General features: G+C 74.7%; 19 protein-coding genes. 16 read left to right on the top strand and 3 right to left on the bottom strand.

The annotated features are described in order from the left end of the window. The first annotated feature begins 47 nt into the window (after positions 1-47). The 3 genes from DQE82_RS16410 (at position 48) to DQE82_RS16400 (ending at position 2,939) form a co-directional block, all read left to right on the top strand. Positions 48-857 carry a sugar nucleotide-binding protein gene (locus DQE82_RS16410; RefSeq protein WP_113973148.1) on the top strand — a complete coding sequence of 270 codons (810 nt, stop codon included), beginning with the start codon at positions 48-50 and terminating at the stop codon, positions 855-857. 61 nt (positions 858-918) lie between these two features. Next, complete coding sequence (locus tag DQE82_RS16405) at positions 919-1,530, top strand: winged helix-turn-helix domain-containing protein (protein WP_104115176.1); 612 nt, start codon at positions 919-921, stop codon at positions 1,528-1,530. After that, the gene (locus tag DQE82_RS16400; RefSeq protein ID WP_113973147.1) at positions 1,527-2,939 is read left to right on the top strand and encodes an MFS transporter; all 1,413 of its coding nucleotides are present in this window, start codon (positions 1,527-1,529) and stop codon (positions 2,937-2,939) included. Before DQE82_RS16405 ends, DQE82_RS16400 begins: the two co-directional genes overlap by 4 nt. A gap of 251 nt (positions 2,940-3,190) precedes the next feature. On the opposite strand, the gene DQE82_RS16395 is transcribed toward DQE82_RS16400, so the two are convergent. Continuing rightward, positions 3,191-3,931 carry a GNAT family N-acetyltransferase gene (locus DQE82_RS16395; protein ID WP_113973146.1) on the bottom strand — a complete coding sequence of 247 codons (741 nt, stop codon included), beginning with the start codon at positions 3,929-3,931 and terminating at the stop codon, positions 3,191-3,193. A 132-nt stretch (positions 3,932-4,063) separates the two neighbouring features. Between DQE82_RS16395 and DQE82_RS16390 the strand changes: the two genes are divergently transcribed. The 11 genes from DQE82_RS16390 to DQE82_RS16335 all read left to right on the top strand — a co-directional run bounded on the left by DQE82_RS16390 (position 4,064) and on the right by DQE82_RS16335 (position 16,979). Continuing rightward, positions 4,064-4,276: a hypothetical protein gene (locus DQE82_RS16390; protein ID WP_018785054.1), complete on the top strand. Its 213-nt coding sequence runs from the start codon at positions 4,064-4,066 to the stop codon at positions 4,274-4,276. A gap of 74 nt (positions 4,277-4,350) precedes the next feature. After that, positions 4,351-5,841, top strand: coding sequence for a replication-associated recombination protein A (locus DQE82_RS16385; protein ID WP_043324963.1), 1,491 nt, complete (start codon positions 4,351-4,353; stop codon positions 5,839-5,841). 2,456 nt (positions 5,842-8,297) lie between these two features. After that, positions 8,298-8,915 (top strand): hypothetical protein, encoded by a 618-nt coding sequence (locus tag DQE82_RS16375; RefSeq protein WP_043330338.1) that lies wholly within the window; start codon positions 8,298-8,300, stop codon positions 8,913-8,915. A gap of 146 nt (positions 8,916-9,061) precedes the next feature. Continuing rightward, positions 9,062-9,523, top strand: coding sequence for a DUF948 domain-containing protein (locus tag DQE82_RS16370; protein WP_104115776.1), 462 nt, complete (start codon positions 9,062-9,064; stop codon positions 9,521-9,523). A gap of 31 nt (positions 9,524-9,554) precedes the next feature. Further along, positions 9,555-9,860, top strand: a complete 306-nt coding sequence (locus tag DQE82_RS16365) for a hypothetical protein (protein ID WP_013285491.1) — start codon at positions 9,555-9,557, stop codon at positions 9,858-9,860. Then, positions 9,857-12,538: an alanine--tRNA ligase gene (gene alaS, locus DQE82_RS16360; protein ID WP_113973144.1), complete on the top strand. Its 2,682-nt coding sequence runs from the start codon at positions 9,857-9,859 to the stop codon at positions 12,536-12,538. The genes DQE82_RS16365 and alaS overlap by 4 nt, the downstream gene beginning before the upstream one ends. A 126-nt stretch (positions 12,539-12,664) precedes the next feature. After that, positions 12,665-13,126 (top strand): Holliday junction resolvase RuvX, encoded by a 462-nt coding sequence (gene ruvX, locus DQE82_RS16355; protein ID WP_043324961.1) that lies wholly within the window; start codon positions 12,665-12,667, stop codon positions 13,124-13,126. Further along, positions 13,123-14,325 carry an endolytic transglycosylase MltG gene (mltG, locus tag DQE82_RS16350; RefSeq protein ID WP_043324960.1) on the top strand — a complete coding sequence of 401 codons (1,203 nt, stop codon included), beginning with the start codon at positions 13,123-13,125 and terminating at the stop codon, positions 14,323-14,325. Before ruvX ends, mltG begins: the two co-directional genes overlap by 4 nt. Then, positions 14,325-15,137 (top strand): shikimate dehydrogenase, encoded by an 813-nt coding sequence (locus DQE82_RS16345; protein WP_064448514.1) that lies wholly within the window; start codon positions 14,325-14,327, stop codon positions 15,135-15,137. Before mltG ends, DQE82_RS16345 begins: the two co-directional genes overlap by 1 nt. A 157-nt stretch (positions 15,138-15,294) precedes the next feature. Continuing rightward, positions 15,295-16,473: a chorismate synthase gene (gene aroC, locus DQE82_RS16340; RefSeq protein ID WP_113973404.1), complete on the top strand. Its 1,179-nt coding sequence runs from the start codon at positions 15,295-15,297 to the stop codon at positions 16,471-16,473. Continuing rightward, positions 16,470-16,979: a shikimate kinase gene (locus DQE82_RS16335; RefSeq protein ID WP_043324958.1), complete on the top strand. Its 510-nt coding sequence runs from the start codon at positions 16,470-16,472 to the stop codon at positions 16,977-16,979. Before aroC ends, DQE82_RS16335 begins: the two co-directional genes overlap by 4 nt. A gap of 229 nt (positions 16,980-17,208) precedes the next feature. Here DQE82_RS16335 and DQE82_RS16330 read toward each other — a convergent pair whose 3' ends face one another. Both DQE82_RS16330 and DQE82_RS16325 read right to left on the bottom strand, forming a co-directional pair. Beyond that, positions 17,209-17,997 carry a cytochrome c oxidase assembly protein gene (locus tag DQE82_RS16330; protein WP_064448512.1) on the bottom strand — a complete coding sequence of 263 codons (789 nt, stop codon included), beginning with the start codon at positions 17,995-17,997 and terminating at the stop codon, positions 17,209-17,211. Next, entirely contained in the window at positions 17,994-18,536 is a 543-nt protein-coding gene (locus tag DQE82_RS16325; RefSeq protein WP_043324956.1) for a DUF2243 domain-containing protein, read from the bottom strand. Before DQE82_RS16325 ends, DQE82_RS16330 begins: the two co-directional genes overlap by 4 nt. Positions 18,537-18,628: 92 nt before the next feature. Between DQE82_RS16325 and aroB the strand changes: the two genes are divergently transcribed. Both aroB and aroQ read left to right on the top strand, forming a co-directional pair. Next, positions 18,629-19,705 (top strand): 3-dehydroquinate synthase, encoded by a 1,077-nt coding sequence (aroB, locus tag DQE82_RS16320; RefSeq protein WP_113973143.1) that lies wholly within the window; start codon positions 18,629-18,631, stop codon positions 19,703-19,705. Then, positions 19,702-20,151 carry a type II 3-dehydroquinate dehydratase gene (gene aroQ / locus DQE82_RS16315; protein WP_113973142.1) on the top strand — a complete coding sequence of 150 codons (450 nt, stop codon included), beginning with the start codon at positions 19,702-19,704 and terminating at the stop codon, positions 20,149-20,151. Before aroB ends, aroQ begins: the two co-directional genes overlap by 4 nt. Positions 20,152-20,158 lie beyond the last annotated feature (7 nt).

Here is a 20,158-nt window from a genome sequence, read left to right as displayed (position 1 = left end):
CCGCGTCATGATGACGCGGGCCTTTTTCGATCTTCGGGGGAGACGACATGAACCTGCTCGTGGTGGGAGCCAGCGGCTTCCTCGGCGCCGAGGTGTGCCGGCAGGCGGTCGCCGCCGGGCACCGGGTCGCCGGCACGTACCACCGCGCCGCCGTCGCGGTGCCCGGCGTCGCGCCGCACCGGCTCGACGTGACCGACCGCGCCGCCGTGCGGGAGCTGCTGACCCGGGTACGCCCCGACGCGGTCGTCGCCACCCCCTACCGGTACGACGACTGGGCGGTCACGGCGGACGGGGCGGCCCACATCGCGGTAGCCGCCGCCGAGGTGGGCGCCCGGCTGGTGCACCTGTCCAGCGACGCGCTGCACGCCGGGCGGCCTGCGCCGTACGCGGACGAGGACGTGCCCACGCCGCTGCACGCGTACGGGGCGGCGAAGGCGGCGGCGGAGACGGCGGTGCGGGCGGTCGATCCGGGCGCGGCGCTGGTGCGTACCTCGCTGATCGTGGGGGAGGGCAGCAAGCAGATCCAGCTCTGCCGGGAGGCGCTCGCGGGGCGGGCCACGCTGTTCACCGACGAGCTGCGCTGCCCGGTGCACGTCGCCGACCTCGCCGGCGCGGTGCTGGAGCTGGTGCCGGGCGACTATGCCGGGCTGCTGAACGTGGCCGGGCCGGACGCGGTGAGCCGCGCCGAGCTGGGGCTGCTGGTGGCCCGGCACGACGGGGTGGATACGGGCGGGCTGCGGACGACCACGATCGCCGCCGCCGGGCTGCGCCGACCGGGCGAGGTGGTGCTGGACTCCACCCGCGCCGCGGGCCTGCTGCGGACCCGGCTGCGGGGGATCACCGAGCTGTACGGCTAGTTGCACAGATTCTTTGCAAGTATCTTGTGCATGGAAAGTGTGCACAGATATTGTGCATCTCATGGAGGAGAAGAAGCGCACCGTACGCATCGACCACCGTCAGGTCCGCGCGCTGGCCCAGCCGCTGCGCATGCGGCTGATCGGGGCGCTGCGCGTGGTGGGCCCGTCCACCGCCACCGCCCTCGCCGAGGCGCTCGGCACCAACAGCGGCGCGACCAGTTACCACCTGCGCCAACTCGCCGAGGTCGGCCTCGTGGTCGAGGACCCGAGCCTCGGCACCGGCCGGCAGCGCTACTGGCGGGCCGCGCACGATGTCACCAGCTGGGAGTCCAGCGACTTCGACGACGACCCCGACTCGCGGGCGGCCATCGAGTGGGTCGAGGCGGACTACGTCCGCTTCTTCGCCGGGCACGCCGAACGCTGGTTCGCCCAGCGGCACCGGTGGTCGCCGGCCTGGCGTGACGCGTTCGGCATGGGCGACTTCTTCATGCGCATCCCGGTGGACCGCCTCAAGGCGATCCAGGAGGAGGTCTTCGCGGTCTTCGAGCGGCACCGCGACGAGACCGACCCGGACGACCCCGACGCCGAGACGGTCCAGCTCTACCTCGCCGCCCTCCCGATGGACGCGGCGTTCCCCCGGTCCACCCCGCCACCCGCCGAGGAGAAGCCGTGACCGCGCTGTCCGTACGCCAGATCCGGATCCGCTACCTCACGCTGTACGGCCTGCGCTGGCTACCCAGCGGCCTGCTCATGCCGGTGATGGTCCTGCTGATGCAGGAGCGCGGCCTCACGCTGTCCCAGATCGGCCTGGTCGCCACCGCGCAGGGCCTCGTCGTGCTGGCGCTGGAACTGCCCACCGGCGGCTTCGCCGACGCGCTCGGCCGCAAACCCGTGCTGGTCGCCGCCTGGGCCATCGGCCTCGGCTCGCTGGCGCTGATGGCGGTGGCCGACTCGTTCTGGATGTTCTTCCTGGTCTGGGCGCTGCAGGGCGTCTACCGGGCGCTCGACAGCGGCCCGATGGAATCCTGGTACGTCGACGCCACGCTCGCCGCCGACCCGAAAGCCGAGTACGAACGCGGCCTCGGCTGGGCCGGCACCGTGATCGGTGTCGCCATCGGCGCCGGCGCCCTGCTCAGCGGCGGCCTCGTCGCGCTCGGCCCGATCGGCCCGGTCAGCGCCCTCGCGCTGCCGGTGATCGTCGCCGCCGTGCTCCAGGCCGTGTCCATCGTGGCGCTGCTCGCGCTGATGGCCGAGCGGCGGCCCGCGTCCGGCCCGGCCGCGCTGCGCGCCTCCGTGGTCGACGCGCCCCGGATGGTCGGGCAGGCCGTCGGGCTGCTGCGCCGAAACCGGGTGCTGGCGGCCCTGGTCGCCGTCGAGCTGTTCTGGGGCTTCGGCATGGTCACCTTCGAGTCGCTGCTGCCGGTACGCCTCGCCGAGGTGCTCGACGACCCGGCCCGCGCCGCGGCGCTGCTCGGCCCCGCCGGCACCGCGGCCTGGCTCGCGAACGCCGCCGGCGCCGCGCTCACCCCGTTCCTGCTGCGCCGCCTCGGCGCCGCCCCGGCCGCCGCGCTGATGCGGATCCTCCAGGGCGTCACAGTGGTCGGCATGGGCCTGCTGGCCGGGCCGGTCGGCATCCTCATCGCGTACCTGGCCTGCTACACCGTGCACGGCGCGTCGAACCCGCTGCACATGGGACTGCTGCACCGGCAGGTCGACGGGCCGTACCGCACCAGCGTGCTGTCGCTCAACTCGATGGCCGGCCAGCCGGCCGGCGCGCTCGGCGCGGTCACGCTCACCGCGCTGGCCGACGCCACGAGCGTCAGCACCGCCATGATCGTCGGCGGGGTGGTGCTCGCCGTGGCCGCGCCGCTCTACCTGCCGGCCTGGCGCGCCGCCCGCCGTACCCCCTCGGCGGTCGACGTGACGCCGGAGGTGACGGGCGGCGGCCCCGGCCACGCCGGCCTGGCGTCCGAGCCGCCCCTCGACGCGGCGGACCGTGGCGCCGCCGTCGGCGCGGACGCGGCTGCCGTCACTGGCGGGCCCGGGCCGGTGGTCGTGCCGGCGTCACCCGGCCGCGACTGAGTCCTGCGGGCGTCGTCCGGCAGTGGTTGGGCCGTCCCGGCGTCCCGGCGTCCCGACGGCGGGCGTCGCCCGGCGGCGGCCGAGTGGTGCCGGCGTTGTCGGCGGCAACGTTCCCGGCATCGCCGTGCGGGTCACCGCCCCGCGGGTGGAACGTCATGGGTGTCTCGGCTCCCGTTTGACACCCATGACGTTCCACTCACCGGTTCGACGCGCCCGCTTCCGATCGCGGCCCTGGCCGGGTGCCGGCAGCGTCAGGCCAGCTTGATCGAGGTGCGGCGTTCGGTGGCGGTGAAGCCGAGCCGCCGGTAGAGCCGGATCGCGCCCAGGTTGTCCGGGTAGACGCCCAGCGCCACCGTGTCGTACCGGGCGAACAGCGCGCCCGTCATGCCGGCGGTCAGCGCCGCGCCCAGCCCCCGGCCGCGAAGCCCGGGTGCGACGGTCAACCCGGCCAGGAAGCCGATGTCGGCGCGGCTGCGATCCGCGCCGCAGGCGAGCAGGCGGTCCCCGTCGCGGATCCCGTACCAGTCGACGATGCCCGGCTCGCCCGGCCGGGAGGTGGTGCTCGGGAACGCCTCCTCGATCAGCGCGGTCAGGGCGGGGCGGTCGGCAGCGGTGAGCCGCTCCACCCGCTCCTGCTCCGGCTGGTGCGGCGGCGGCGCGGTGGTCCAGAGGAAGTCCCACTCGATCAGCCGGGCCACCGGCAGCCGCGCGGCCACCTCGTCCGGGTCGGCGTGGGGCAGGTTGATCGACTGACCGGCTCGCAGCGTCCCGTCCGCCCGGTGGGCGGCGAAGACGTCGATCGCCGGGCCGGGGGCGCCGACCGCCCCGCCGGCCGACCACTCGCCCGGCGGGAGCAGCCACCCGACCGCGCCGCCGTGCCGCCATCCGCGTACGGCCTGGTCGTCCCGCAGCGCGTGCCGGGCGTACGGGTGGTCGCCGGCCGCGGCGAGCAGCGCCTCGCGCCCGGTCAGCGCCTCGTCGACAGTGATCATTGCGCCAGCCTACGAGCACCCGCAGCCCGTATCGGAGGACGGCCATCTCCTGTTCCAGGGTGGAGATTGACGAACAGACCGATTGGGTACATCCGTCGCCGACCTGCTGGGAACCCCCACCGGAGGAACGACATGCTCGCCATTCTCGCGGCCATCGTGTTCGGTTTCGCGCTGCTGCTCGACTTCATGAACACCGACCTCGGCGCGCCCGATCTGTTCAGCACCTCGACGCTCATGCTCATCGGCTTCCTGCTGCTCTCGCTCTACCTGGCCGGCGTCGGCTCCGGCCCGCGCGGCGGCGGTGGCGGCCGCTGGTACCGGGGCCGGCGGCCGGGTCGCGGCTGACCGGAAACGACCACCCGGGTCGGGTCGGCGGCGCGATTCCGGCGCCGTCGGCCCGGCCCGGTACTGTTCTCGTGATGGAATCGGACGCCCTCTTCACCCTCGGCGAGCCCGCCGGAGCACCCGCGGGCGCGAGCGGCGCCGACGGCTTCACCGACGCCCGGGCGGACTCGCCCCTGCCGGTGCGGATGCGGCCGGCCGGCATCGACGAGCTGGTCGGGCAGGAGCACCTGCTCGCACCGGGCGCGCCGCTGCGTCAGCTGGTCGAGGGCGCGGCGCCGATGTCGGTCATCCTCTGGGGGCCGCCGGGCAGCGGCAAGACCACGATCGCGCATCTCGTGGCCCGGGCCACCGACCGGCGGTTCGTGGCGATGTCCGCGCTGACCGCAGGTGTGAAGGACGTCCGCGCGGTGATCGAGACCGCGCGGCGGCAGCGGCGTTCCGGCGGCCCGCCGACGGTGCTGTTCATCGACGAGGTGCACCGGTTCAGCAAGACCCAGCAGGACTCGCTTCTCGCCGCCGTCGAGGACCGTACTGTCACGCTGCTGGCGGCGACCACGGAGAACCCGTACTTCTCGGTCATCTCGCCCTTGTTGTCGCGGTGCGTGCTGCTCACCCTCCAGGCTCTCGACGACGACGACGTACGCGGGCTGCTGCGCCGCGCGGTCGCCGACGAGCGCGGCCTCGGCGGCGCGCTGGTGCTGGCCGAGGAGGCGGAGGACCACCTGGTCCGGCTCGCCGGGGGCGACGTGCGCAAGGCGCTCACCGCGCTGGAGGCGGCCGCGGCCACCGCGACCGCGCTCGGCGCCGGCCGGATCGACCTGGCCGTGGCGGAGCAGGCGGTCGACGTGGCGGCGGTGCGCTACGACCGCGACGGCGACGCGCACTACGACGTGACCAGCGCGTTCATCAAGAGCATGCGCGGCTCCGACGTGGACGCGGCGCTGCACTGGCTGGCCCGGATGCTGGTGGCCGGCGAGGACGCCCGGTTCATCGCCCGCCGGCTGGTGATCTTCGCCAGCGAGGACGTCGGCATGGCCGATCCCACCGCGCTGACGGTGGCCACCGCCGCCGCCCACGCGGTCGAGTACGTGGGCCTGCCGGAGGCGCAGCTCAACCTGGCCCAGGCGGTCATCCACCTGGCCACCGCGCCGAAGTCGAACTCGGCCACCGCCGCGATCGGCGCCGCTGTCGCCGACGTACGCGCCGGTCGTGGCGGCCCGGTGCCGCGCGGGCTGCGCGACGCCCACTACTCCGGCGCGCGCGGACTCGGGCACGGGGCCGGCTACCGCTACCCGCACGACGACCACCGGGGGGTGGTCACCCAGCAGTACGCTCCGGACGACCTCGTCGGGACCGACTACTACCAGCCCAGTGGGCACGGCGCGGAGCGGGCGGTGGCCACCCGGCTGCCGCTGCTGCGCCGGATCGTCCGTGGGCTGCCGGCACCGGCGACCCGGGCGGAGGCCGGCGCCCCAGCCGCCGTGAACGGGGCCCGGGTGGGTGGCGGCGAGCAGGCCAGCGGGGCGAGTGAGGGCGGCAGCGACGCCGCCGAGGGGGGTCAGTAGTGATGGCGCGTGGTCCGGAGCGGCCGGCGGACGGCCCCGACGAGCGGCGCGATCCGCGGGCCAAGGGCCGCCGGTGGGGACGCGGCCGGGCCGAGCCCGAGCTCGACCCGACCGTCGTCGGCGAGGAACTCGGCTGGATCGACGATCTGCGTACCGCCAAGCAGCAGGGCGGCGAACTCGGACCGGAGGCGGATTCCTCCGCGCCCGCGCCGGGCCGGCCGGGAGCAGCACCGGGCCCGGCCGCCGGGCCCGGCATGCCTCCGCCCGCCGCCGGGCCGGGGATGCCCGCCCGGTCCGCTCCGCGGCCCCCGGCGCCGGGCCCGCAACCACCCGGCCGGCCGGGTCCGCAGCCGCCCGCGTCCGGTCACCCGGGTCCGCAGCCACCCGTCTCCGGTCGGCCCGGCCCGGCGGCGCCTCCGTCGTCCGCCCGGCCCGGTCCGTCGTCTCCCGCCGCCCCGCCCCCCGGCCGTCCCCAACCGGCCGGGCCGGTGCCGGACGGCCGCACCGACCCGACGCAACCGGCCGTTTCCGGTCGTGGCGGCCCGGCGTTCCCGCCAGGCGTGGGCCGCGGAGGACCGGCCGGGCCCGGTCACGTCCGGCCCGGCGCGGACGTACCACCTGTCGCCGGGCGTTCCGCAGCGGACGCGGGCGCCGCCCGGCCCGGTCCGGAGATGCCACCCGGCCGCCCGGCTGACGCGCCGCCCCCGATGCCCGGCGGCCGGCCCGGTCCGCGTCCTCCGGTGACCCGGCGCGGTCCCGACCAGCTCGGCCCGGCCGCGCCGCCGGTGCGCCCCGGCGGTCCCGAGGCCGGCGCGCCGCGCCCGCCCGTCGACGGTCCCTGGCCCGGCGTGCCCGAGGCCCGTCGTCCGGCGGGAGCACCCGCCCGCCGGGGCGCGGACGGCCCCACCGGCCAGCAGCCGCCGGTCACCGGCGTCTCGCCGCCGCCCGGCGCGCCCGCCGGGCCGCCACCCGGCCGGGTACCCGCCGAGCCGGGCCGCCCGCCCGTCGACGGCGAGCACCGGCCCCCGACACCTCGCGGCCGGCACGGCGCCGGCGTGCCGGAGGGCGCGCACCAGGCCGCGGCCAACCCGCCCGTCACCTCGCCGCCCGGCGGCCGCCGGGCCCGGCCCGACGACACCGCCGGCGTCCAGCCGGTCTCCGGCGGGCCCCGTCGCGCGCGACCGGACGACGTTGCGCCCGGTGTCCGGCCCGTGTCGGGCGCGGGCCGTCGTGCCCGGCCGGACGACGTTCCGCCCGGCACCCGCCCCGTCTCCGGCGCCGGCCGCCGCGCCGCGCCGGAGGGCGTCGTGCCCCCGGCGGGTGGCCGCCGGGCCGCCCCGGAACCGGACCGCCCGCCGGTGGTGCCGCGCAGCGGAAACGCGCCGGACCTGCCCGGCGCGCCCGTGTCCGGCGGCCCGGCGAACGCGCCGCGCCGCGCCGCGCCGGGTGGCCGGAGGGCCGCTCCCGACGGGCCGGCCGAACCCGGCGCCGCGGCCGAGGCGGCGCGGCCCGGACGTCGCGCGGCGCCTGACGACACCGGCGACCCGCGCCCGCAGCGGCCGGGCGAATGGTTGCGGCAGGCCGGTCGCGCGCCACACACCGACCCCGCCATGCCGGTGACCCGCCGCCCGGCCGACGAGCCGACCGGCCGTACCGGCGCCGCCGTCCCACCGGTCCGCCCCGAACCGGCCGATCCGGGTACGCCGTCGCGGCGGCCCGGTCCGACCGGGCCGGGTGGGCCGGCGCGTGGCGCGGCGGCAGGCCCTCCGGCTGCACCGGTCCGGCCCGACCAGTCCGGCCCGATCGCGCCCCCGGCGGGTCCCCCGATGCCCGCCCCGGCCGCGAACCCCGCCCGTCCCGGCCCGGCCCGGGGCGCCGCCCGCCCCGGCGTACCACCCGGTGGCGGCCCGCAGAGCGACGTCGAGCGCACGGGTGGTGTGCCGATCGGTGGTGGCCGTCCCGGTGGTGGCCCGCCGCGTCCGGCCGGTCCGCCCGGCGGCGACGGTGGCCGTATCGGTCCCGGCCCGCATCCGCCCCGGCAGGGGCCCGGCGGGTCCGGCCCGGTCCGGCCCGGTGAGGCACCTCCGCCCGGTGGCGGACCCCGTCCACCGGTGGCGCCCGGCGCCCGGGGCGCGGCCGCCGGACCGGCGCCTGCCGCCCGCGCGGCGGCGGGTGTGGCGCGACCGGTCGGGCCAGACGAGCGGACCACCGGCCGGGCGGCCGGCCCCGGACCGGAGCCGGACCGCAGCGGTCCGGGCAACCCGGCCGGCATGGCACCGCCTCCGGGCGCTCCGGCGGTGGCGCGGGCGGCTGCTGTCGTACCCCCGGGGGAGGCTGCCGGGCCACGGCCCGGCGCGGACGGCATGCCCGCGCCGCGACCCGCCGGTCCCGGCGTGGACGAGACCGACGCGGAGGCCGGTGGCCTGCGCGGCGCCCGGTCCGAGCTGCGGCGGCAGATGCGCGAGCGGCGCCGCCTGCGGATGGGTGTCCTCGCGCTGGTGAGCCTCCTGCTGCTGGGCGCGGTACCGCTCTACTTCGGCATGCGGACGCTCAGCCGCGATCCGGTCTTCGACACCCTCGACGCGCTCGACGTGCCCGCCTGGGCCGAGAAGAAGACAGTCGACAACGTCAGCGGCAGCCGCTGGTGCCTGCAGGACTGCCGGCTGCGGGAACGCGCGGTCGAGTCGGAGCAGGGATGGGAGCAGACGGTCGCCGTCTACGAGCAGGCGCTGGCCAAGGACGGCTGGCGGCGGTGGAGCGTCGAACGCTGCCCGGAGGAGAAGGTCGAGGGCAGCTACACCTGCTGGCGTCGCGACGAACTCACGCTTGACCTGTGGGTACGCGACCCGGCCTGCACGCCGCCGCCGATCGACGGCGCGCCCGCGCCCTCCGCGCCGGCCGCGCCCGCAGCGGCGACGTGCACCGGCTCGTTGGTGTCGGTGAAGGTGCGCAACGCGATCGACGACGAGCGCACCGGGCCGACGCCGACCACCGATCCGTCACTCACCGGTGAGGATCCGTTCCCGACGCTGACCGACGACCCGCTGGGCGAGGCGACTCCCTCACCGTCGTGAGCCGACTTTCATCACGGACGGTAGGGTCTGGGGCTGGCACGCCCGTCCGCGCCCGGTGACCGGGTCGGCGTGGCGCGAAGTGGGTAGGTACGGTCGCGCGTTCCGGAGCGTCGGGTTCCGGGACACTGCTTGAGGAGGACATGCGCGTGAGTGGTGGAGAAATCGCTGCGCTGATCGCGGCCGGCGCGTTCCTGATGCTGGTGCTCGTGCTGGCGGTGCCGATCCTGCGGCTGCGGCACACCGTGGACGCGACGACCCGCATGATCACCGAGGTGAACGAGCGCACCGCGCCGCTGCTCGGGGACGTGAACACCACGGTGAAGAACGTCAACGTGGCGCTGGAGCAGGTGCAGACCTCGCTGGACGGGGTGAACCTGCAGCTCGCCAAGGTGGACACCATGACCAGCCACGCGCAGAACGTCACCGCGAACGTGGCGAACCTGGCCACCGTGGTCTCGGCCGCCGCCGCGAACCCGCTGGTGAAGGTGGCCGCGTTCGGGTACGGCGTGCGCCGCGCCGCCTCCGCGCGCCGGCACGCCGAGACCGAGCGCGAGGTGCGCGACACCATCAAGCAGCAGCGTCGCGCCGCCAAGCGCGGCAACCGCTGACCCCGACCGGCGTACGCGGGAGGATGAGAGCATGAGGCGGTTGTTCTGGCTGGGCATCGGGCTGGCCGTGGGCGTCCTGGTGGTGCGCAAGGCCACCCGGACCGCGCAGGCGTACACCCCGGCCGGCATCGCCAGCGGGCTGTCCGAGTCCGCCGGCGGTCTGGTCGAGTCGCTGCGGGCGTTCGTGGACGACGTCCGGGTCGGCATGGCCGAGCGTGAGCAGGAGATCCACGAGGCCTTCGCCCGCGGCGAGGTGTACGACGACCAGTTCGCCGAGCTGCGGGAGGACCCGCGCATCGGCGACCGAGAGATTTTCCCGGAGGACCACCAGCGATGAAGACGGCGGAGATCAAGCGGCGGTTCCTCGCCCACTTCGAGGCGAACGGGCACACCGTGGTGCCGTCCGCTCCGCTGCCCGCCATCAGCGACCCGAACCTGCTGTTCATCAACGCGGGCATGGTGCAGTTCGTGCCCTACTTCCTGGGCCAGCAGACCCCGCCGTACGCGCGGGCGACGAGCGTGCAGAAGTGCATCCGGACGCCTGACATCGACGAGGTCGGCAAGACCAGCCGGCACGGCACGTTCTTCCAGATGAACGGCAACTTCTCCTTCGGTGACTACTTCAAGTCCGGGGCGATCCCGCTCGCCTGGGACCTGGTGACGAAGTCGGTCGAGGCGGGTGGTTTCGGGCTGGACCCGGAGCGGATCTGGGCCACGGTCTACCTGGACGACGACGAGGCGTACGACATCTGGCGCGCCACCGGCGTGCCGGCCGAGCGGATCGTGCGCCGCGGCAAGGCCGACAACTTCTGGTCGATGGGCATCCCCGGCCCGTGCGGCCCGTGCTCCGAGCTGTACTACGACCGCGGCCCGGCCTACGGCCGCGAGGGCGGTCCGGAGGTCGACGAGGACCGTTACCTGGAGTTCTGGAACCTCGTCTTCATGCAGTTCGAGCGCGGCCCGGGCACCGGCAAGGAGGACTTCCCGATCCTCGGTGACCTGCCGGCGAAGAACATCGACACCGGCATGGGCCTGGAGCGGATGGCCTCGCTGCTGCAGGGCGTGGACAACCTCTACGAGATCGACGAGGTCCGCCCGATCCTCGACAAGGCCGCCGAGCTGACCGGCAAGCGCTACGGCGTGCACTCCGGTCACGCGGCGAACGAGTCGCACCCGGACGACGTACGGCTGCGGGTCATCGCCGACCACGTGCGCACCTCGCTGATGCTCATCGGCGACGGCGTGACCCCGTCGAACGAGGGCCGGGGCTACGTGCTGCGCCGGATCATGCGGCGGGCGATCCGGGCGGTGCGGCTGCTGGGCTACCAGGACCGGGCGCTGCCGGAGCTGCTGCCGGTGGCGCGCGACTGCATGGCGCCGTCGTACCCGGAGCTGGCCGAGGACTTCGGCCGGATCTCCCAGTACGCGTACGCCGAGGAGGACGCGTTCCTGGCCACGCTGCGCGCCGGCACCACGATCCTGGACACCGCGATCGCGGAGACCAAGTCGGCCGGCAAGGCGGCGCTCTCCGGTGACAAGGCGTTCCAGCTGCACGACACGTACGGCTTCCCGATCGACCTGACCCTGGAGATCGCGGCCGAGCAGGGGCTGCAGGTCGACGCGGAGGGCTTCCGCCGGCTGATGGCCGACCAGCGCAGCCGGGCCAAGGCCGACGCGCAGGCGCGCAAGACCGGGCACACCGACGTGTCGGCGTACCGGTCGGTGCTCGACGGCGGCGGGCCGGTAAAGTTCACCGGCTACACCGAGCTGAGCCGGGAGTCGCGGGTGCGCGCGCTGCTGTCCGGCGGCGCCGCGATCTCCGCCGCGGTCGAGGGCGACACCATCGAGCTGGTGCTCGACACCACCCCGTTCTACGCCGAGGGCGGCGGGCAGCAGCCCGACCAGGGGCTCATCACCGTCGGCGGAGGCCAGGTCGAGGTCTTCGACGTGCAGCAGCCGGTGCCCGGCCTGATCGTGCACCGGGCCAAGGTGGTGCGCGGCGAGGTCCGCTCCGGGGAGACCGGGTACGCCGAGATCGACGTGTCCCGCCGCCGGGCGATCTCCCGCTCGCACACCGCGACGCACCTGGTGCACCAGACGATGCGCAACTTCCTCGGCGAGTCGGCCACCCAGGCGGGTTCGCTGAACGCGCCGGGCCGGCTGCGGTTCGACTTCAACACCCCGACGGGTGTGGCGCCGAGCGTGCTGCACGACGTGGAGCAGCAGGTCAACGAGGTGCTGCTGGCCGACCTGGAGGTGCACGCGTTCGTCACCAGCCAGGAGGAGGCACGCCGGATCGGGGCGATGGCCCTGTTCGGCGAGAAGTACGGCGAGCGGGTCCGGGTCGTCGAGGTCGGCGACTACGCCCGGGAGCTGTGCGGCGGCACGCACGTGGCCCGCTCTGCCCAGCTCGGCCTGGTGAAGATCCTCTCCGAGGCGTCGGTGGGCTCCGGGGTACGCCGGATCGAGGCGCTCGTCGGCATGGACGCGTTCGGCTTCCTGGCCCGCGAGCACCTGCTGGTGTCCCGGCTGGCCGAGCTGTTCCGGGTGCCGGGGGAGCAGGTCGCCGACCGGGTGGAGCAGACCGTCACCCAGCTTCGCGACGCGGAGAAGGAACTGGAGAAGCTGCGCGCCCAGCTTGTGCTCGGCGGGGCCGGCGCCTTGGCCGCGCAGGCCAAGGACGTGCGTGGCGTCGCGTACGTCGGCACCGAGGCGCCCGAGGGCGCGGCCGCGAACGACGTGCGGACGCTCGCCCAGGAGATCCGGGGCCGGATCGACGCGGCCCGCCCGGCGGTGGTCGCGGTGGCGGCCCGGGCCAACGGCAAGGCGTCCCTGGTGGTGGCCGTCAACCAGGCTGCCCGAGGCCGGAGCCTGAGCGCGAAGGACCTCGTGAAGGCGGCGTTCTCCGGCCGGGGCGGCGGCAGCGACGACCTGGCCCAGGGCGGCGGCCTGCCCGCGGCGGAGGCGCCGAACCTGCTGGTCACCGTCGAGCAGGCGGTCGCTGGCACGGCATGAGTGAACGCACCGAGCGGAGCGAGGGCCGTGAGCGCATGCCTGGCGATACGGCATGAGCGCACCGATCGACGCCAGGGCGGACCACCCGGTCCGCCCTGGCCCGTACCGGCGGGGAGGTGTCCGATAGTGGCCGAGCTGTCCCGTGGCGTCCGGCTGGGCGTCGACGTGGGCCAGGTCCGGGTGGGTGTGGCCCGATGTGATCCGCACGGCATCCTCGCCACGCCCCTGGTCACGTTGGCCCGCGACCTGACCGCCGAACCGGACGCGGTGCCCGCCGACATGGCCGAGCTGGTCCGGCTCGCCGCCGAGCACGAGGCGGTGGGAATCGTCGTCGGGCTACCGGTCAACCTCGCCGGAAAGCACGGCCCCGCAGCGGTGAACGTATCAGCCTATGCCAGCCGATTGGCTGATGTAATGAGGCCGATTCCGGTGACGCTGACGGACGAGAGGATGTCTACCGTCGTCGCGAGTCGTAGGCTGGCCGAACGGGGCGTCCGGGGAAAGCGCCAACGGGCGGTGGTCGACCAGGCCGCCGCGGTGGAGATTCTGCAGAGCTGGCTGGACGCACAGCGGAGGCGGACGCAATGATCGACGACCTTGATCTGGGCTTCGACGAGCAGGACAGGGGGGAGAAGGGCCGGCACCGGCGCGGCGCGGTACGCCGACGGCAGGGCAAGTCCGGCGGCGGCCGGGGCAAGACCCTGCTCGCCCTCGCGCTCGCGCTGATCCTGCTGGGCGGCATCGGCGGCGGCGCGTTCTACGGCTTCGACCGGGTCCAGAACTACTTCGTCACCCCCGACTACGACGGCTCCGGCACCGGCGAGGTGACCGTCGAGATCAAGCAGGGCGCGCTGCTCGCCGACATGGCCGACGCGCTCGTCGCCGCCGACGTGGTGAAGAGCACCAAGGCGTTCATCGAGGCCGCCGAGGAGAACTCGCGCAGCAAGAACATCCAGCCCGGCACGTACAAGCTGCGCAAGCAGATGAGCGGCGACGCGGCGGTCGCGGCCATGCTGGACCTGAAGAACCGGATCGTGAACGGGATCACCATTCCCGAGGGGCTCACCGCGAAGACGGTCTACAAGCGGCTCTCCGAGAAGACCGACATCCCGGTCAAGGACTTCGAGGCGGCGGCGAAGGATCCGGAGGCGCTCGGCGTGCCGGACTGGTGGTTCAAGCGCTCCGACGGCAAGAAGGTCAAGCCGTCGATCGAGGGCTTCCTGTTCCCCGACACCTACGAGATCCCGCCGAAGGCCACCGCCGAGACGGTGCTCAAGCTGATGGTGAACAACTTCCTCACCGTCACCTCGAACATGCAGTACGCCGAGAAGGTGCAGCAGGACCGCGGTGGCATCACCCCGTACGAGGCGCTGATCGTCGCCTCGCTCGCGCAGGCCGAGGCCGGCAACAAGGTCGACCTGGGCAAGGTCGCTCAGGTCGCCTACAACCGGGTCTACAAGGGCAACTTCGACTGCGGCTGTCTGGAGATGGACGTCACCGTCAACTACTACCTGGAGTTGACCGGGCGGCCGACCAAGGCGTCGAAGGACATGACCGCCGCCGAGCTGGACGACCCGAAGAACCCGTACAACCGCAAGCTGCGCGGCCTGATCCCCACCCCGATCAACAACCCGGGCAAGGACGCCCTGCAGGGCGCGCTCAGCCCGCCGCCGGGCAAGTGGCTCTTCTTCGTGGCGATCAGCAAGGACGGGCGCTCCGCGTTCGCCGAGACCTACGCCGAGCACCAACGCAACGAGCAGAAGGCGCGCGAGGCCGGGATCATCTGATGGCCGATCCCCGCCGCGCCGCGGTGGTCGGCAAGCCGATCGCCCACTCGCTCTCCCCGGTGATCCACACCGCCGGGTACGCGGCGGCCGGGCTGAGCGGCTGGTCGTACACCCAGATCGAAGCCGGCGCCGACGACCTGCCCGGCCTGGTCGCGGGCCTCGGCCCGGAATGGGCCGGGCTGTCGGTGACCATGCCGGGCAAGGAGGCGGCGCTCGCGCTGGCCGACGAGGTCTCACCGGCCGCCGCCGCCGTCGGCGCCGCCAACACGCTGGTACGACGCGCCGACGGCACCTGGTACGCGGACAACACCGACGTCACCGGCATGGTCGAGGTGCTCACCGGCGCGGGCTGCGTCGCCGGGGCGGTCGTCACCGTGCTCGGCGCCGGTGGCACCGCCCGGGCGGCCATCGCGGCGGCAGCCCGGATCGGGGCGGCCGAGGTGACTGTGGTGGCCCGCCGCCCGGAGGCGGTCGACGAGCTGCGCCCGGTCGCGGCGGCGGCCGGCGTGCCATTGGCCGGGGCCGAGTGGGACGGCGCGCCCGCGCACGCCCGCGCCGACCTGGTGATCTCCACGGTGCCGAAGGGCGTGGCCGACCCGCTCGCCGACAACTTCGACTGGCGACCGGAGTCGGTCTTCTTCGACGTCGTCTACGATCCGTGGCCCACGCCGCTCGCGGCGGCGGCGCTGACAGCCGGGTGCCGGGTGGTCTCCGGGCTGGACCTGCTGCTGGCCCAGGCGTACGGCCAGTTCGAGCACTTCACCGGCGTCACCGCCCCACGCGCCGCGATGCGCGCTGCCCTGCCGGTGTAAGGAAGGGCCCCTTATTAACTCCTCCGGTAGAGGAAGGGCCCCTTGTTAACGCCTCGCCCCACGAGGCGGCAGATCGGCGCGGAGGCGGCCTGTCCGGTGGGCGGGATGCGGCGGGCGGCGTACGCCGGTGACCACCGGGCGTGACACACTGACCGTCGTGTTGCGCTGGCTGACTGCAGGTGAATCGCACGGACCCGCCCTCGTCGCGATGCTGGAGGGCGTACCCGCCGGCATCGGGGTGACCACCGGGGAGATCTCCGGCGAGCTGGCCCGGCGCCGGCTCGGCTACGGCCGGGGTGCCCGGATGTCGTTCGAGCAGGACGAGGTCGAGATCATCGGCGGGCTCCGGCACGGCGTGACGCTCGGCAGCCCGGTGGCGATCCGGGTCGGCAACTCCGAGTGGCCCAAGTGGCGCACCGTGATGGCCGCCGACCCGGTCGACCTGGAGGAGCTGGCGAGCCAGGCCCGCAACGCGCCGCTGACCCGTCCCCGCCCGGGTCACGCCGACCTGGCCGGCATGCAGAAGTACGGGCACACCGACGCCCGGCCGATCCTGGAGCGCGCCAGCGCCCGGGAGACCGCCGCCCGGGTCGCGGTGGGCACCGTCGCCAAGGCGCTGGTGCGTCAGGCGCTCGGCGTCGAGATCGTCTCCCACGTGGTCGAGCTGGGCCCGGTGGCGGTCAAGCCGGGCCTGCGGCCCACCCCGGAGGACGCCGCCCGCATCGACGCCGACCCGCTGCGCTGCCTCGACGCCGAGGCCAGCGCCCGGATGGTCGCCGAGGTCGACGCCGCGAAGAAGGCCGCCGACACGCTCGGTGGCGTGGTCGAGGTGCTCGCGTACGGGGTGCCGCCGGGCCTGGGCAGCCACGTGCAGTGGGACCGCAAGCTCGACGCGCGCCTCGCCACCGCGCTCATGTCGATCCAGGCGATCAAGGGCGTGGAGATCGGCGACGGCTGGCAGCAGGCCCGCTCGCGCGGCTCGGAGGCGCACGACGAGATCGTGCCCACCGCCACCGGCGTGCGGCGGATCACCGACCGGGCCGGTGGCCTGGAGGGTGGCATCACCACCGGTGAGCCGCTGCGGGTGAAGGCGGCCATGAAGCCCATCTCGTCGCTGAACCGGGCCCTGGCCACGGTCGACGTGACCACCGGCGAGCCGGCCACCGCGATCAACCAGCGCTCCGACGTGTGCGCGGTGCCGGCGGCGGCGGTGGTGGCCGAGGCGATGGTCGCGCTCGTGCTGGCCGAGGCGGCGGTGGAGAAGTTCGGCGGCGACTCGGTCGCCGAGATGCGCCGCAACCTGACCGGTTACCTCGACAGCCTGGTGATCAAATGAGTACCCGGCCGATCTGCGTGCTGGTCGGTGCGCCCGGTGCCGGCAAGACCACTGTCGGCACGGCGCTGGCCGAGGCGCTCGGCGTCGACTTCCGGGACACCGACGCCGACATCGAGAACCTCGCCGGCAAGCCCATTCCGGAGATCTTCGTGGACGAGGGGGAGGAGCACTTCCGTACCCTCGAACGGGCCGCCGTGGCGGCGGCGCTCGCGTCGCACGCGGGCGTGCTCGCGATCGGCGGCGGCGCGGTGCTGGCCGAGGAGAACCGGGCCGCGCTGATCGGCCACACCGTGGTGCACCTGTCGGTGGAGCTGCCGGACGCGGTCAAGCGGGTCGGTCTGGGCGCCGGGCGTCCGTTGCTCGCGCTGAACCCGCGCGCCACGCTCAAGCATCTGATGGACCAGCGCCGCCCGCTCTACGCCGAGGTGGCGACCGCGACCGTGGTGACGGACGGGCGTACGCCGGAGGAGTTGGCCGCGGAGATCGCCGCGCTGCTCAAGCCCTGACACCCGCACTGCCGCGCCCGGCTCCCGCCCTCGGTGGAACGCGGTGGGTGTCTCCGGGGTGTCGTGGCACCCATGACGTTCCACCCGGCGTGGATGACGTTGGTGGGTGGAACGCCTTGGGTGTCTCCCGAGCGTTATGGCACCCGTGGCGTTCCAGTCGGCGTCGGTGGCGTCGGTGGGTGGAACGCCATGGGTGCGTGGGAAAGCGTGCCGGTGCGGGACGGGCCGGTCAGGCATTTGCCGCAACGGCCCCGGCCGCCCTGCGGCGAGGGCTCCGCTCCGGTCGCCAGGTGGCGAGCAGCGCCAGCGCCAGCGCGATCTCGGCCAGGTCACCGAGGTAGTACATGAGCGTGGCGCCGGCCCGCAGCTCGGCGGCGGTCGCCGGCACGTCCACGAACAGCCCGGCGTAGAGCAGCTGGGCGATGGTGGCGTGCGCGGCCACCCCGAACCCGATCACCACCAGCCGCACCGGTACGCGCGGGCGGTGCGGGCCCGGGTCGGGACCGGCGATCGACCAGGCGAACAGGCAGCCGCTGAGCAGGAAGTGCACGTTCACCAGCGTGTGCAGGGCCGGGCTGTCCAGCGTGGCCCGGTACAGCGGGGTGAGGTAGAGCAGCCAGAGCCCGCCCGCGGTGAGCAGCAGGCCGGTCACCGGGTGGCCGAGCACCCGCGCTGTCGGATGCCGCAGCAGATGGACCAGTGCCCGGCCGGTACGCCGGTCCAGCGTGCGCAGCAGCAGCGTGACCGGGGCGCCGAGCACCAGCGCCAGCGGCGCGAGCATGCCGATCAGCAGATGCTGCCACATGTGTCCGACGAAGTCGCCGGCCGGCCACGCCAGCCCGCCCGCCAGCAGCAGCGCGCCCAGCCCGAAGCTCGCCGTCCGGGCGTGCGGCCAGCCGGGCCCGCCCGGGTCCCGCAGCCGCAGCGCGGCGGCCAGGTACGCCCAGAACAGCGCCGCCGGGATCAGCGCGATCGCCGGGAAGCCGCCGTCGGCGTGCCCGGCGTGAGCCAGGCTCACCGGCGCTCCGGCGCGCAGAGGTCCACCGCGCGGGCCCGGCGCTGGATCGTCCAGCCGACTGCGATCAGCACCACGCCGAGCGCGAGGAACCCGAGGTCCCACCAGAGCTGGTTCGGGCCGCCGCGGACGTGGTGGATGCCGAGCAGGTGGTGGTCGACGACGCCCTCGACCAGGTTGAACAGGCCCCAGCCGATCAGCGCCCAGCCCCACAGCATCGGCGAGCGCCACAGCCGGCCCCGCGAGTGTGTGACCCGGGAGTAGAGCAGGGCCAGGCCGGTCAGCACCGCCACCCAGGTGACCACGTGGAACAGGCCGTCCCAGAGCGTGTTCATCTGCAAGCCGGGCACGGTGTCCACCGGGTACTCGCGCACGCCGATCCGGTCGCTGCCGGTGCTGCTGAGCATGTGGTGCCACTGCAGGACCTGGTGCAGGACGATGCCGTCGACGAAGCCGCCGAGCCCGACGCCGAGGATCGTGGCGGGCAGCCGGATGCTCGTCGCGGACTCCGGTCGGGTCGCGTGTGCCGTCGTCTCACTCATTCCGGCCGCCCTACCCGCGATGTGGCCGGACAAACACCCAGCCAGTGGACAACGGCCGCGCGGGGGCGGCGCGCTGGACTAGGCTGCCCGCGATGGACGAGGTGACCCGGATCCCGGTCGGCGGCGAGCGGCCGTACGACGTGCTGGTGGGACGTGACCTGCTGGACCCGCCGCCGGTGCTGCTGGCGGGCGCCGAGCGGGTGGCCTTCCTGCACGCGCCGCCGCTCAAGGCGCTCGCCGACCGGCTCGCCGACGCGGTCCGCGAGGGCGGCGTGACGCCGCTGCTGATCGAGGTGCCGGACGCCGAGGCGGGCAAGCACGTCGACGTGGCGGCGGCCTGCTGGGAGCGGCTCGGCGACGCCGGGTTCACCCGTACCGACGCGGTGGTCGGGGTGGGCGGCGGCGCGGTCACCGACCTGGCCGGTTTCGTCGCCGCGACCTGGCTGCGCGGCGTGCGCTGGGTGCCGGTCGCCACGTCGCTGCTCGGCATGGTCGACGCGGCGGTGGGCGGCAAGACCGGCATCAACACGGCCGCCGGCAAGAACCTGGTCGGCGCGTTCCACCCGCCGGCCGGCGTGCTGGCCGACCTGGCGACGCTGGACAGCCTGCCCCCGTCCGACCTGGCCGCCGGCATGGCCGAGGTGGTCAAGTGCGGGTTCATCGCCGACCCGGTGATCCTCGACCTGGTCGAGCGGGACCCGGCCGCCGCGCTCGACCCGGCCGGGCCGGTGCTGCGGGAACTGGTCGAGCGCGCGGTCCGCGTGAAGGCCGACGTGGTCGCCGGGGACCTGCGCGAATCCGGGGTACGCGAGGTGCTCAACTACGGGCACACCCTCGCCCACGCGATCGAGAAGGTGGAGGGGTACCGCTGGCGGCACGGTCACGCGGTGTCGGTCGGCCTGGTCTACGCGGCCACTCTCGCGCGGCTCGCCGGCCGGCTCGACGCGGCCGACGCCGAGCGGCACCGCCGGGTGCTGACCGCGCTCGACCTGCCCACCGGCTACCGGGCCGACGCCTGGCCGGAACTGCTGGCCGCGATGCGGGTGGACAAGAAGGCCCGGGGCAGCCGGCTGCGGTTCGTGGTGCTCGACGGGATCGCCCGCCCGGCGATCCTGGAGGCGCCGCCGGACGACCTGCTCGCCGCCGCGTACGCGGAGATCAGCTCATGAGGGTGTACGTGCTCAACGGGCCGAACCTGGGCCGGCTCGGCACCCGCCAGGTCGACGTGTACGGGGTGACCAGCTACGCCCAGCTGGTGGCCGACTGCGAGCGGCACGGCCGGGAGCTGGGGTTGGACGTGGTGGTCCGGCAGACCGACGCCGAGCACGAGATGCTGGCCTGGCTGCACGAGGCGGCCGACGAGGAGGCGGCGGTGGTGCTCAACCCGGCGGCCTGGACGCACTACTCGGTGGCGGTGCGGGACGCCTGCGCGATGCTGCGCGGCCCGCTGGTCGAGGTGCACATCTCCAACATCCACGCCCGGGAGGAGTTCCGGCGCCACTCGGTGGTCTCCGCGGTGGCGACCGGGGTGATCTGCGGGCTGGGCGTGGACGGCTACCGGCTGGCGCTGCAGCATCTGGCTCAGCGTGCGAGTCCGATTCGACAGGGCGAGTAGACTTGGA

The organism is Micromonospora sp. LHW51205 (genome assembly GCF_003315815.1).
Classification (GTDB): domain Bacteria; phylum Actinomycetota; class Actinomycetes; order Mycobacteriales; family Micromonosporaceae; genus Micromonospora; species Micromonospora chalcea.
Note: the sequence above shows the minus strand (reverse complement) of the source record. Positions and strands in the feature narration are given on the sequence as shown.